The sequence below is a fragment of the Bradyrhizobium lablabi genome, assembly GCF_900141755.1.
In the GTDB taxonomy this organism is placed as follows: domain Bacteria; phylum Pseudomonadota; class Alphaproteobacteria; order Rhizobiales; family Xanthobacteraceae; genus Bradyrhizobium; species Bradyrhizobium lablabi_A.
Genome location: NZ_LT670844.1, coordinates 7,641,499 through 7,655,281 on the forward strand (window position 1 = coordinate 7,641,499; position 13,783 = coordinate 7,655,281).

The 13,783-nt window shown below is 62.0% G+C and carries 12 protein-coding genes; 6 read left to right on the plus strand and 6 right to left on the minus strand.

From position 1 onward, the window contains the following. Nucleotides 1-155: 155 nt before the first annotated feature. Genes B5526_RS35825 through B5526_RS35835 form a run of 3 tightly spaced genes read right to left on the minus strand, consistent with a single transcriptional unit; the run spans nt 156 to nt 3,172 of the window. The gene (locus tag B5526_RS35825; protein ID WP_079544338.1) at nt 156-1,367 is read right to left on the minus strand and encodes a molybdopterin molybdotransferase MoeA; all 1,212 of its coding nucleotides are present in this window, start codon (nt 1,365-1,367) and stop codon (nt 156-158) included. Nucleotides 1,368-1,378: 11 nt separating this feature from the next. Further along, nucleotides 1,379-2,008, minus strand: coding sequence for an HAD family hydrolase (locus B5526_RS35830; protein WP_079544339.1), 630 nt, complete (start codon nt 2,006-2,008; stop codon nt 1,379-1,381). Nucleotides 2,009-2,044: 36 nt separating this feature from the next. Continuing rightward, complete coding sequence (locus B5526_RS35835) at nt 2,045-3,172, minus strand: alpha-hydroxy acid oxidase (protein WP_079545931.1); 1,128 nt, start codon at nt 3,170-3,172, stop codon at nt 2,045-2,047. Between the two features lie 361 nt (nt 3,173-3,533). Between B5526_RS35835 and B5526_RS35840 the strand changes: the two genes are divergently transcribed. Together B5526_RS35840 and B5526_RS35845 are read left to right on the plus strand one after the other, a co-directional pair. Further along, nucleotides 3,534-4,487: an alpha/beta fold hydrolase gene (locus B5526_RS35840; RefSeq protein WP_079544340.1), complete on the plus strand. Its 954-nt coding sequence runs from the start codon at nt 3,534-3,536 to the stop codon at nt 4,485-4,487. Between the two features lie 128 nt (nt 4,488-4,615). Then, on the plus strand, nt 4,616-4,888 hold the full coding sequence (locus B5526_RS35845; protein WP_079545933.1) for a DUF4242 domain-containing protein: 273 nt from the start codon (nt 4,616-4,618) through the stop codon (nt 4,886-4,888). 97 nt (nt 4,889-4,985) lie between these two features. Here the strand turns inward: B5526_RS35845 and B5526_RS35850 are convergent, their stop codons facing one another. Continuing rightward, nucleotides 4,986-5,567 carry a hypothetical protein gene (locus B5526_RS35850; RefSeq protein ID WP_079544341.1) on the minus strand — a complete coding sequence of 194 codons (582 nt, stop codon included), beginning with the start codon at nt 5,565-5,567 and terminating at the stop codon, nt 4,986-4,988. Between the two features lie 88 nt (nt 5,568-5,655). Between B5526_RS35850 and B5526_RS35855 the strand changes: the two genes are divergently transcribed. Then, entirely contained in the window at nt 5,656-6,531 is an 876-nt protein-coding gene (locus B5526_RS35855; protein WP_079544342.1) for an isocitrate lyase/PEP mutase family protein, read from the plus strand. A gap of 419 nt (nt 6,532-6,950) precedes the next feature. Here the strand turns inward: B5526_RS35855 and B5526_RS35860 are convergent, their stop codons facing one another. Next, nucleotides 6,951-7,121 carry a general stress protein gene (locus tag B5526_RS35860; RefSeq protein WP_244562147.1) on the minus strand — a complete coding sequence of 57 codons (171 nt, stop codon included), beginning with the start codon at nt 7,119-7,121 and terminating at the stop codon, nt 6,951-6,953. 84 nt (nt 7,122-7,205) lie between these two features. Between B5526_RS35860 and B5526_RS35865 the strand changes: the two genes are divergently transcribed. The 3 genes from B5526_RS35865 (at nt 7,206) to B5526_RS35875 (ending at nt 10,928) form a co-directional block, all read left to right on the plus strand. Next, the gene (locus tag B5526_RS35865) at nt 7,206-7,478 is read left to right on the plus strand and encodes a hypothetical protein (RefSeq protein WP_154071624.1); all 273 of its coding nucleotides are present in this window, start codon (nt 7,206-7,208) and stop codon (nt 7,476-7,478) included. 824 nt (nt 7,479-8,302) lie between these two features. Beyond that, entirely contained in the window at nt 8,303-9,499 is a 1,197-nt protein-coding gene (locus B5526_RS35870) for an NADH:flavin oxidoreductase/NADH oxidase (protein ID WP_079545936.1), read from the plus strand. Nucleotides 9,500-9,593: 94 nt separating this feature from the next. After that, complete coding sequence (locus B5526_RS35875) at nt 9,594-10,928, plus strand: S41 family peptidase (RefSeq protein ID WP_079544345.1); 1,335 nt, start codon at nt 9,594-9,596, stop codon at nt 10,926-10,928. A 98-nt stretch (nt 10,929-11,026) separates the two neighbouring features. Here the strand turns inward: B5526_RS35875 and B5526_RS35880 are convergent, their stop codons facing one another. Further along, nucleotides 11,027-13,765, minus strand: coding sequence for a bifunctional diguanylate cyclase/phosphodiesterase (locus tag B5526_RS35880; protein WP_079544346.1), 2,739 nt, complete (start codon nt 13,763-13,765; stop codon nt 11,027-11,029). Between the last annotated feature and the right edge of the window lie 18 nt (nt 13,766-13,783).

The window sequence follows — 13,783 nt, forward strand, 5'->3', positions numbered from 1 at the left end:
CCCTTGGCGAAACACGAAGGGGAGCCAGCTCCCATTTGTAGACACCAAGACTCGAAACAAATCATGAACGGACACTATATGTTCCATATGTGTTCCGCAACCACTTAATTAATCGTCAACGAGGCAGCTTTTGTCGGAACCGCGGCCCTGAGACGTCAGTCCGGAAGCCGCAGGATGTCGCAAGCCGAGCCCGCTTTAGCTGCGGGCGCAAACGGCGGACGTATCACAAGTGCCCGTGCCGCAGCGAGATTCGCAAGCAGCGAAGAATCCTGATGGTTGACCGGCGTGGCGATCAGTTTGCCGTCGTCGCGCACCTCAAGCCGTGCGCGCAGATAGTCTTCGCGCTGGTCGTTGGCGACGACGTCGCGTCCGAGCAACGCGGTTTCTCGCGCGTGGTGGATGTCGGCGCGGCCCGACAATGTGCGAATCAGCGGCACCAGGAACAGGAACGCGCAGACATAGGACGAGACGGGATTGCCGGGCAGGCCGATCACCCGCATCGCGCCGAGTCGTCCGTGCATCATCGGCTTGCCCGGCCGCATCGCGATCCGCCAGAAGGCCATCGTGACGCCTTCGGCCTCCAGCGACCGCTTGACGAGGTCGTGGTCGCCGACCGACGCGCCGCCGGTGGTGATGAGAATGTCGGCGCCAGCCTCGCGGGCGCGGCGGATGCCTTGCGTGGTGGCCTCCACGGTATCGGCGGCAATGCCGAGGTCGACGGTCTCGGCACCCTCGGCGCGCGCCAGCGCCCGCAGTGCATAGCCGTTGGAATAGACGATCTGGCCCGGGCCGGGGGTCTGGCCCGGCATCACCAGTTCATCTCCGGTCGCGAGCAGGGCGACCTTCGGCCGGCGGCGCACGGCGAGGGTCGGGTAGTTCATGCCGGCGGCGAGCGAGAGATCGCGGTCGGCGAGACGCGTCCCCTTGGCCAGCAGCACATCGCCCTTTTTGAAGTCGATGCCGGCGGGGCGGATATGCCGTCCAGCGACCGCGGCTTCCGTGATCGTGATGCCGCCATCCTCGGCGACCGTATCTTCCTGGATCACGACGGCATCGGCGCCGTCGGGGATCACGCCGCCGGTGAAAATCCGCACCGCCTCTCCCTTACCGACCGTTCTTTCGAACGGCCGGCCGGCCGCGACCTCGCCGGTGACCTTGAGCCGCGCGGCGACCGCAGACGCATCGGCCGACCTCACCGCATAGCCGTCCATCGCCGACATCGCCTGCGGCGGCTGGGTGCGCAGCGCCGCGACGTCGCGCGCGAGCACGCGATGATGGGCCGCGTCGAGCGCGACCATTTCCTCAAGGAGCGGCTCGGCGCCCGCGAGCACCGCCGCTAGCGCCTCAGTGACCGGCATCAATGCCACGGTATCACTCCCTAAATCCCAAGCGCGGCCAGCGCCCGGGCGACGTCATCGGACGACGTCACCTGAACCGCCGTCAAGCCCCGCGCCCGCGCCCCTTCGACGTTCTCGGCGAGATCATCGAAGAACAGGATGCGCGAGGCAGGAACGCCGATCGCGTTGACCACATGATCATAGGCCGCCGCATCCGGTTTCCGAAGCCCGATCGTGGATGACAAGAATATTTTACGGAAATGGCCGAGCAGGCCGGCGTATTTTACCGAGAAATATTCGACATGGGCATTGTTGGTATTGGAGAACACGTAGAGCGGCAGGTGTTTTGCCGCGCGCGCCAAAAGCGGTGCGATGCCGGGCATTTCGCCGGCAAAGATCGCGTTCCAGCCTTCCAGGAACTCCGCATCCGACAGTTTTATGCCGAGTGCTGCGCGCAAGGTTTCAAAATAGGCGGCGTCGCTGATCTTGCCGACCTCATGACGCCGATAGGCCTCGGCCCGAACGAAGCGTTTGACGATATCCTCAGGTTCGCAGCCGGCATGACCGGCCCAGCAGCTAATCGCCTTGCCGAAATCGATATCGAGCACGACGCGGCCGAGATCGAACAACAGCGCGTCGGCGGAGCCGGGAGAGAGTGGGGGGTGGGTCATTGGCGGTCGCATACAGAAAAGGAAGCGTATTGGCCGTCAATACCGATACGGCTCGATCTCCAGCAACGGAAACGCGCTGAACACGCTCGGCAAATTGGTCGGGCTCGCCGCGTGCAGATAGGATTTGTCGAGCTCGGCGAACGAGGTGAGGCCGAGTAGCCCGAGGCACCGGATCACTTCGTCCTCGAGCAATTCTAGCATCCGCACGATCCCGGCTTCGCCCTTGGCCGCGAGCGCCCAGCATTGCAGGCGCCCGATGCCGACGAGGTCGGCGCCGGAGGCGATCGCTTTCACGATATCGGTGCCGCGGCAGAACGAGCCGTCGACCATGATCTTCGCGCGACCGGCGACGGCGGCCACGACCTCGGGCAGCACCTGCATGGCGCCGCGACCGTGATCGAGCTGGCGGCCGCCGTGGTTGGAGACGTAGATCCAGTCGACGCCGTGATCGAGCGCGATCGCGGCATCCTCTGCCGTGGCGATGCCCTTGATCACCAGCGGTATCTTGAATTTGTCTTTTATCAATTTCACCGTGCGCCACTCGAGTCCCTTTTGAAAATCGCCACCGGTGGCGCGGACGCGGCTGGCGCGGACATAGCGTTTGGCGATGTCGCGCTCACGCCGGCTGTAATGGGCGGTATCGACGGTGAGACAGAACGCGGAATAGCCGCATGCGGTCGCGCGGTTGACGCAATCTTCGACATAGGCGTCGCCGCCGCGGACATAGAGCTGATACATTCTCAGAGCATCCGGCGCGGCCTCGGCGGTCTTCTCCAGGCCGGGCTCGGAGACCGAACTCAGCATATGGGCCGCGCCGAAGCTGCCGACCCCGCGCGCGACGCTCGCAGCCGCCCCGGGATCGAATAATTCGAGGGCGCCGACCGGCGCCAGCACCACCGGCAAGCGCAATTTGCGGCCGAACAATTCGACCGACGGATCGACCTTGGTGACATTGCGCAAGACCCGCGGCCGGAACGCGATCTCGTCGAGCGCCATGCGGTTGCGCCGCATCGTGGTCTCGGTCTCGGCGGCGCCGACGATATAGTCCCAGCAATTCTGGTTGAGGTTGGCGCGCGCCTTGCGCACGAATTCGTGTAGGTTCTGGAACTCTTCGCCGCTGGCGCCGAGCTCGACCGCCGGTGGGATGCGGGTCGCTTCGTTCATCAAATCCTCCCCTTCGAATGCCTTGCCTTTGTCATCGCCTATCGCGTCCTGCGCTTCCGCGCCATCCCGAAATTTGCCATGGCAGGTATCGGCGGGGCGGGAGCCCACCACCCATGTCGTCCCGGCCTTGAGCCGGGACCCATCGGTTTCAGTTGTTAGAAAGCCGTCTGGCCCCAGCGCTACATTGAGGAGCCGCGGCGCCGCGATGAGCGCAATTGCGCTCACGCTGGGGTCCCGGCTCAAGCCCGGGACGGCACCGGAGCTATTGCAGCGCCCACATGCTGTCACCGTAATTCTGATATAGTCAGCAGCGTCACGTGCAATTCGACGACGACGAATATCAGCAATCGGCGAGGGCATCATGAATTTTGTCACCGTTAAGAACGGGCCGATCGATCTCAACGTGGCCATCGAAGGTCGCGGCCCCTTGATCCTCTGCGTTCATGGCTTTCCCGAACTCTGGTATTCGTGGCGCCACCAGATCGCTCATTTTTCAGAGCTTGGATACCAGGTGGCGGCGCTCGACGTGCGCGGCTATGGCGGTAGCTCCAAGCCGCGCGAGATCGCGGCATATTCAATTCGCAATCTGGCGTCGGATGTTGCGGCCGCGATCGATCAACTCGGTGGTGGAACGGCCATCCTCTTCGGCCACGATTGGGGCGCGCCAATTGTGTGGAATACGGCACTCCTCCACCCAGGCAAAGTGAGAGCAGTCGCAGGGTTAAGTGTTCCATACGTTCCGAGGGGAGCCGCGCCGTTTATCGAAATGGCCAAGGCCTTGTACAAGGACCGCTTTTTCTATCAGCTCTATTTCCAGAAAGAGGGGGTGGCCGAAGCGGAGTTTGAGGCCGACATCCCCACCGGCTTGCGAAAGGCTTATTTTGCTCTCTCAGGCGCGGCGCCCCTCAATAAGTGGCTCGAACATAAGCCTACTGACGCGAAGCTATTGGATGGATTGATCGATCCTCAACCGTTTCCCGATTGGCTCAGCGAGAAGGATTTGCAGGTCTACGCTGAAGCATTTCGAGCGGGTGGCTTTCGCGGTCCGCTCAATCGCTATCGGGCGCTGAACATTGATTTTGAGGAAATGGCGGACTTCGCCGGAAAGCCCGTGACGCCACCGTCATATTTTATCGGCGGCGAGCGTGACGCGGTTCGCGCTTTCGTTCCGGGAACCGATCGGTATGCGAACCCGGGGATGGCCTGCTCCGACTTTCGTGGCTCCGCTATTCTGCCGGGCATCGGTCACTGGGTGCAGCAGGAAGCGCCACGAGAGACCAACGCGGCGCTCGAGGGTTTTTTGAAGGGAATTTAGAAAGACTCAGAGCTCCCGGGCGAGGGGCTGCAAGCCTCCTATATTCGGCTTTCCAATTTCAAAAAACCTGCGACAATCTTATTCGCCTGAAACCTAAAGTCGCTTCCACTGCTTGAAGGAGAATGGCCATGCCGCAATTCGTCATCGAAAGAAACATGCCGGGGGTCGGGAAACTCAGTCAAAATGATCTCAAAGCGGCGTCTCAGGGTTCATGTACAGTCATTCGAAATCTTGGCCCGGAAATTCAGTGGGTGCACAGCTACGTCACCGACGACAAGGTCTACTGTGTCTATCGGGCACCCAGCGAGGATCTCATTCGCAAGCACGCCGAAACCGCTGGTTTCCCAGCGAACAGCATTGCGCGCGTGCGCGCGACCATCGATCCGACGACCGCTGAATAACGCGGCTTGAGGCGGCTGGAAGTAGGGCGGATTAGCGATAGCGTAATCCGCCGTTACGCCGGCCCGAGATGGCGGATTACGCTGACGCTAATCCGCCCTACGTGCTGCCATCACGGTTGGCCATCGCGAACGGGTCGACGGCCCATGCGTTGCCGCCTGCGATGCAACTGTTGAAGGCGGCAAGCCACTGATCGATTGGCATCAGACGTACGCCACCCTTGTCCTCAGGACCGATCGCTTCGCTGACGAACGGCATTCGATCAGCCGGGCGACGCACCACTTGAGCGATATGATTGATACCTCGCGTGCGAGGGAAGTTTGTCTCCCAACCAAAGGTTCCAAGGTTGAGCCCGATGGTTGCGTAATTTGGCAATGTCGCAACCGTGATTTCACAACCAGTAAGAAGGGTTGGCGTGCGAGATTCGATTTCCGACACGATTCGATCAGACCACGCCACGCAGGCGCCGATATCGGCGGCATCGAAGATATCTTTGCCCGCGGCGCTATTCTGCGCTCGCATGGCCTCCGTCAGTAGCACGCCTACCCAGCCCGAGCAGTCGATAACCGGTGGCAGCGCATCAAGCCCCGCAGCCTTGGTGCCCCGGCGATAGCCAACCCGGTCCGTGTATCTCTCGACAAGCTCCCACATGCGCAACTCGGCCGCCGAGAAGTCTGGCATCTGGTTATATCCTGGTGACCCATCCTAATTATATCATCGTTGCCGACCAGGATAAGATGACTTTTCAAATCGAAAGGGAGATCGGCCGATGCCGTCCACACACATTGCGGACCTGCGTGCGCTGCTGGAACGGGAAAAAGGCGTGCTGGTGCCCGGCGCGCCGAACGCGCTGGCCGCGCGGATCATCGCCGATCTCGGCTTCAAGGCGATCTATCTGACCGGCGCGGGCCTGACCAATATGCATCTCGGGCTGCCCGATCTCGGCTTCATGGATCTCACCATGGTCGCCGAGCACACCATGGCCATTCGCGGCGTGGTCGATCTGCCGCTGATCGTCGATGCCGACACTGGATTCGGCAACGCCATCAACGTCACCCACACGGTCCGCTCCCTGGAGCAGGCCGGCGCCAGCGCGATCCAGCTCGAAGACCAGCACGCGCCAAAACGCTGCGGCCATTTCAGCGGCAAGGAATTGATTCCGGCTGAGGAGATGGTGAACAAGATTCGCGCCGCCGTGGACGCCCGCCGCGACGGTCTCGTGATCATCGCGCGGACCGACGCCTGCGCGGTCGAGGGGTTTGAGGCCGCGATCGATCGCGCCAGCCGCTATGTCGAAGCCGGCGCGGACGTGACCTTCGTCGAGGCGGTCAAATCCATCGCCGACCTCAAAGAAGTGCCGAAGCGTCTCGCCGTGCCGCAGCTCTTGAATATGGTGCTCGGCGGCCAGACCCCGATCGTGGACCAGAAGGCCGCCGCCGAAATGGGCTTTAGCATCGTGCTCTACGCCAACGCCGCGCTGCAGGGCGCCGTCCAGGGCATGCAGACCGTGCTGAAGGCGTTGCGTGATGCAGGCCGGCTCGATGAGGCCTCCGTCGCCTCATTCGAGGAACGGCAGCGCCTGGTCGGCAAGCCGGCATATGATGCGATGGAAGCGCGATACGCGACGGCGTCGCATCGCTACTAGAGCGTGATGACTTTAGGTTGAGACACAGCGGTGACTTCTCCCTCGCCCCGCTCTTGCGGGGAGAGGGTTGGGGTGAGGGGCCGTTTCCGCGAATGCTGAAGCACAACGTACGCGGAGAATCCCCCTCACCAGGATCGCTGCGCGACATAGCCGAAGCTTCGCTTCGGCGTCCTTCTTATCTAAGGACGGCCGCCGTAGGCGGCCTATGCCTCTCCCCGCAGGCGGGGCGAGGTGATCGAACTTGCGCAGGCGACGATTCAACCTAAAGTTATCACGCTCTAGAAAACCGTCATTGCGAGCCAACGGGTCGGCAGGGTGTCGGCGTGCGCCGCGTTCAGCGCGCCGGTTAGAATCAAGATAGTGCCAATGATCGTGCGTTTCATTTGATTTCTCCTTGTCGCGCAAGTTCATCAGCGCAGTCATCGGTCGCGATGGCGCAGGCAAGGGGTTCGAACGCGGGCGATTACAAATTGGACAGGAAACCGCATGACCCCGGCTTTGTCGCCGCGATGCGATCCACCCGCGCCCTTGCGACCCGCCTCTGAAGCCAGCTCATGGTCCTGTGAAAAAGGTCGTTTTTCATCGGGCACGCTTTGGCCGCCCTTACGTGCGAGTTGCCGTTTGTCGGGGTGAACCCAACGCGCCAATTGTTTAGCTGGTTGGTGGAAAAAAGCTTGATGAAGATCAACGCGGCAATGCGATTCACGGCCCTAAGATTTCACGCAAGCGACTGTGAAGCCGTGGGCGGCATCATGAAGCGCACCCGACCAAGAACCAAGTCATTTGAAGACCGAATAGCCGAGCATGGCCGGAAGCTGAAAGAAGAGGCTAACCTGCTGCCGCCCGGCAAAGAGCGTGACGAGTTGGTGGAGAGGGTGAGACAAACCGAAATGGCTACTCGCGTTACCGAATGGCTCGGGTCAGGCGGAGTGCGGTCGTCCAAATAGTTTGCCCGACGGGCAAATCAGCAAATTTGTGTCCAGCCCCCTTTGCAAAAATATTCCGCTTCGCGTCCAACCCAAATCACTTTTAAAATAATCGCCGTCTCGTCCCACTCGAGGGGCGCTTCGCGGTCGTCACGAACGCGGGATGGGATGCGGTGGACGCTGATAGTGCCATTGACGAACGGCACGAAGGCGGACGGCGAAGTCGTGTGGTCCTGACACCCCGACGCTGGTGTCAAGTTGGCGGAAGTAATTCCGCCGATGACGGTGGCAAAAGAGCCCGGTCACCGGGGAGAGCACGAAGTAAGCCGTTAAAACCATTGCGTGCGGGAATGCCGGGTTGTTCCGGTGGACCTGTGGTGACTAACGCGCGTGATTACTACACTACACGCGCGGCTGCGGGTGCATCGGCACCCGGCATTCCCCACGCCCTCTAAGGGGCGGAGAATTCTTTCAAGACTCGGACGCATTGCGCCGCGGGAATGCGAAGTTGTATCCAACCGTCATTGCGAGGAGCCAACGGGTCGCGCGAACGCGCGCCCGATGACAGGCTCCGCGACGAAGCAATCCAGCTTCGTTGTTCTCGGCACCGAAGCTGGATTGCTTCGCTAGTAATGACGATCGGCCAAGAACCGCGAAGCCGGGCGATCCCTATCCCCGTGGGCCAGCATTCCGAATCCCCCTCTCGATTACAAAATGGACAGGAAACCCGTATGATTCCGGCTTTGCCGCCACGGGGGCCGCGTATATCCTCTGCCTATTCGGCGGGAACCGCGATGCCGGGATTTTGATACCGGACGCCGGACCACGAAATAGCGGAAATGGTAATGTCTGACATGCTGCTGTTTTCACCGCTGACCATCCGGGATGTCGAGCTGCGTAACCGCATCGTGGTGCCGCCGATGCATCAATATTCCGCGGTGAAGGGATTTCCGACCGACTGGCATCTGATGAACGCGGGAAAATTCGCCGCCGGCGGCGCGGGCCTCGTGGTGGTCGAGTCGACAAAAGTCGAGCGGCGCGGCTGCGGCACGGTCGGCGATCTCGGCATCTGGGACGACGCTTTTATCGAGCCGCTGTCGCGTCTCGCAAAATTCATCAAGCAGCAAAACGCGGTCGCGGGAATCCAGCTCGGTCATTCCGGCCGCAAGGCGCGGGCGCGGCGGCCGTGGGAAGGCGACGGGCCGTTGCCGCGAACGAGCGAGATCGATGACTGGGAGGCCTGGTCGCCGGTCGCGCCGAGCGCGATCGCGCATAGCGACAAGTGGCCGGTGCCGAAGGCGCTCGAACGCTCCGAGGTGAAAGACCTCGTGCAAGCCTGGGGCAATGCCGCGCGGCGCGCCCATCAAGCGGGTTTTGAAGTGCTGGAGCTGCATGGCGCGCACGGTTATCTCGTGCACGAGTTTTTGTCGGAACGCTCCAACCAACGCGCGGACGAATATGGCGGCTCCGAAGCGAACCGGATGCGCTTTGTGATTGAGATCGCCGAAGCCGTGCGCACCCATTGGCCCGATAACAAGCCGCTGTTCGTAAGGCTGTCGGTGGAAGACAATGCGGGGTGGGGACCCGAACAGAGCGCGCGGCTCGCGAAAATTCTCAAGACAAAAGGCGTCGACGTGATCGATTGCTCGTCGGGCGGCATCACCGAAGCGGCGCCGATCCTGGGCAAGGAGATAAAATACAATTACCAGGTGCCGCTTTCGGAATATGTCCGCCGCCACGCCGATATCATGACCATGGCGGTCGGCCTCATCATCCACGGCGATCAGGCCGAGCAGATTTTGCGGGACAAGCAGGCCGATCTGATCGCGGTCGGCCGCGAGATCCTCAACAATCCGAACTGGCCGATGGACGCCGCGCTGAAACTCGGCGTCGAGGGCCCGTTCCGCAATGTCCCGCCGCAATTCGGCTATTGGCTGGGCACCCGCGCCAAACGCGGGTTCGGCACCATGCCGTCGACCTGGCAAAACGGCCTCCAAGACGGCCTCCAAGACGGCCTCAATGAAAACAGAAAGCTATTGTGAGTATCTCCAGCGAGTACCACATCAAAAACAGCAAGCTGCCGACTTAACCGCCCACTTTCGGGCCACACTTAACAAGCGAGAAGGTTCGCCAACAATGCGCAAGAATGCCCTGTTTTTCCTCGGTGCGGCGTCAGGTATCTGTCTAACCCTTCTCGTCACCGGGCCGCAGGGCGCGCAATGGGTCGCCGCCGCCAAGGCTGCCGCCGGCGCCGATACCTACTCCCAGCTCAATCTGTTCGGCGAGGTGTTCGAGCGGATCAAGAGCGACTACGTCGAAAAGCCCGAGGACAACAAGCTGATCGAAGGCGCGATCGACGGCATGGTCACCTCCCTCGATCCGCATTCGCGCTACATGAACGACAAGGCCTGGCGCGACATGCAGGAGACCACCCAGGGCGAGTTCGGCGGACTCGGCATCGAGGTCACGATGGAGGACGGCCTGATCAAGGTGGTGGCGCCGATGGACGATACGCCGGCGAAAAAGGCCGGCATCCTCTCGGGCGATCTGGTCACCCAGATCGACGATGACGTGGTGCAGGGGCTCTCGCTCGAGCAGGCCGTGAACAAGATGAAGGGTCCGGTCGATACCAAGACCCGGCTCAAGATCATACGCAAGGGCGTGGACAACCCGATCGACGTCACCATCGTGCGCGAGATCATTCGGGTGCGCCCGATCAGTTATCACACCGACGGCGGCGACATCGGCTATATCCGGATCTCCTCGTTCAACGAACAGACCACCGATGGCTTGAAGAAGGCGATCGCCGACATCGCCAAGGAAATCCCGCAGGACAAACTGGCCGGCTATGTCGTCGACCTCCGCAACAATCCCGGCGGCTTGCTCGATCAGGCGGTTTCGGTATCGTCTGCCTTCATGGCGCGCGGCGAGGTGGTCTCGACACGGGGGCGGACGCCCGAGGAAACCCAGCGCTTCACCGCGCGCGGCGGCGATCTCACCAAGGGCAAGCCGCTGGTGGTCTTGATCAATGGCGGATCGGCGTCGGCTTCCGAGATCGTCGCCGGCGCGCTGCACGACCACAAGCGCGCCACCCTGATCGGCACCCGCTCGTTCGGCAAGGGCTCGGTGCAGACCATCATCCCGCTCGGTACCGGCAATGGCGCATTGGCGCTGACCACGGCGCGCTACTTCACGCCGTCAGGCCATTCGATCCAGGCGCTGGGCGTCAAGCCCGACATCGAGGTGCTGCAGGAAGTGCCCGACGAATTGAAGGGCCGTCCCGAGCTGAAGGGAGAGGCCTCGATGCGCGGCCATCTGTCCGCCGAGGGCGCCGAGCAGACCGGATCGCAATCCTATGTTCCGCCGGATGAGAAGAACGACAAGGCGCTGAGTGCGGCCTACAATTTGTTGCGCGGCGTCACCGTCAACGCGGATGTCCGGCCATCGCCGAAGGCGGCGGTGCCGAATTAGAGCGTTTTCGAGCGAAGTGGATGCCGGTTCGCGTGAAGAAAACGCGTCAAACAAAAAAATAAAGCCCGATCGGTTCAGTACCGATCAGGCTTTAAGCCTTAGCGGCGGCTGGAGTTCGCCGTCGCTTTCGCGCGGGATTGAGGGGAACGGCCGCCGGCCGTTCGCGGTGCGCGGTGCGCGAACAGCAATTGCCTGACTTCGATGGCCGGTTTTGCCGCGCTGAACAGGTAACCCTGCATCTCCGAGCAGCCGAGCTCGCGCAGCAGTTCCTGTTGCTGCTCGGTCTCGACGCCCTCCGCGGTCGTGGTCATGTGGCGTTCGGCGGCGATGTTGACCACCGCCCGCACGATGCCGGAGGAGCCGCCGGGCTCGGCGATATCGTTGACAAAGCAGCGGTCGATCTTGATCTTGTCGAACGGAAAGCGCTGCAGATAGCTCAGCGAGGAATAGCCGGTGCCGAAATCGTCGAGCGCGATCCGCACTCCGATGGCGCGAAGTTGATGCAGGATGGCGAGCGCCGCCTCGTCGTCGCGGATCAAGACCGCCTCGGTGATCTCGAGCTCGAGCCGGTTTGCCGGCAGGCCCGACGCCGCAAGGGCTGCGACGATCTTCAGCGCCAGCGTGCCGCTGCGAAATTGCACCGGCGACACGTTGACCGCGAGCCTGGTGTCGTCGGGCCACCTCGCGGCCTCTTCGCAGGCCGTGGTCAGCACCCACTCGCCGAGTGCGTTGATCAGACCGGTCTCCTCCGCAATCGGCACGAATTCGGCGGGCGATATCATGCCGCGCTCCGGGTGCCGCCAGCGCACCAGCGCTTCGCAGCCGGTGATGCCGTTGTCGGCGAGGCTGACGCAGGGCTGGTAGTGGACCTCGAGCGCGCCCTCGGCGATCGCCTGGCGCAAATCCACTTCCAGCTTGCGGCGGGCCTTGACCTGTGCGTCCATCTCGGGCGCGAAGAAGCGATAGGTCCGCCGTCCGGCCGATTTGGCGGCGTACATCGCCAGATCCGCATTTTTCAGAATCTGGTCGAGGTCCGCGCCGTGCTGTGGAGCAAGCGCAATGCCGATCGAGGCATCGGTCGTCAAATGATGACCGAGGCAGTCATAGGGCTTACGGATCACCTCGAAGACCCTGGTCACGAGATCGGTGACATCGCGCTCCGTTTTCACCGCGGTCTGGACGATGGCGAACTCGTCGCCACCGAGCCGGGCGACGAAATTGGCGGCTCCGACGCAGCGGCAGAGGCTCTCGGCCACCGATTTCAGCAATTCATCGCCGATCAAATGACCGAGCGAATCGTTGACGCTCTTGAATTCGTCGATGTCGATATAAAACACCGCGAGCTGCTGGCGAGGGGCGATGCGATCCAGCTCGAACTGCAGCCGCTCGTGGAACAGAGCGCGGTTGGGCAGGTCGGTCAGCGCATCGTAATGGGCGAGGTGGGTGATCTGCTGTTCGGCGCGCCGGCGCTCGGTGATGTCCTCGTGGGTGGCGACCCAGCCGCCGTCCGCCAGCGGTTCGTTCACGATCTGGATCGAACGTCCGTCGGGGGGCTGGATGATGTTGACGTTTCGCTTCGAGATGTCCCGCAAGGTGGCGGCGTAGTATTCGTCGTCGTCACCGACGAACGATCCGGTGGCTTTGCGATGGGCGATAATCTCGCGGAAACTGCAGCCCGGTTTCACGACCTCGGTCGACAGGCCGTACATCTCGATATAGCGCTTGTTGCAGATAACGAGCCGCTCCGAGGCGTCGAACAGCAACAGGCCTTGCGTCATATTGTTGACGGCGGTGTCGAGGCGCTGCTTTTCCTGCGTCAGCCGTTGCTGCGACGCGCGATGCTGCTGCGACAATTTGCGGATCACGAGAAACAGCATCACCGTGATCACCAGCACCGAGAGCCCGGCGACCGCGACCAGAAATCTGATTTCCTCGCGCCAATCGGCGAGCGCCGCCGATACCGTGGTGCTCGCGATCATCACAATCGGAAAATTGGTCAATGTGTGAGACGCCGCCAGCCGCTCCAGTCCATCGATCGGACTGGTCAGGCGCAAGGAGTCATGGTCCTTGTTGAGCAATCTCTGTTGTATCAAGTCGGCTGTCTTGAGCTTGTGGCCGATCATCTCGTCGGCATGAGGATAGCGCGCCAGCAACGTGCCGTCGCTGTGCTGCATGGTGATCGACGCATCTTTCCCGAGCGCTACGGATGCGAAGAATCTTTCGAAATGCGCCGGCGCGATCGCACGCGTGACGACGCCCAGGAACTGACCTTTCGGCCCGGTCACCCTGAGAGCAATGACGGTGACCCAGGTCCTGGTGAAACGTCCTTGCACCAGTTCGACCTGGGCGGGCGTCGCCGCCGATCCCGTCTCGAGAGTCTTGAAGAACGCGCGATCGACGATATTGACGTCCGGAACCGGCCAGATTTCCGACGAGTTGATCAGCAGCCCGTCCGAATCGAACACGTTGACGCCGGCGACGTCGGCATAGGCGCCGACCTTGGCGCGCAGCGCTTCGTGCCAGTCCAGCGTCGAAATCTGTCCGCGGAAGCTGTCCGGCGAGGCGACGCCGGTGCGCTCGATTTGCGCGACGACGTCTCTTTGCATGACGGTGAAGTCCGCGAGCTGGTGGTCGAAATGACGGGCCAGCAGCAGCACGGTGTTTTCCAGCTCGCGCTCGTGACTGGCCAGCGCGCGCTCGCGAAAATTATCGGCCATCATGGTCGTGCCGATCATGATCGCCGCGATCAGCAATGCGCCGCCAACGACGAGCCAGCGGATCGCCCCACTCCGAACGGACGCTTTGATGTTGAAGGAGGCGGTGCCGGTTGCCGTCATCGGTATTGATTGCTGCCA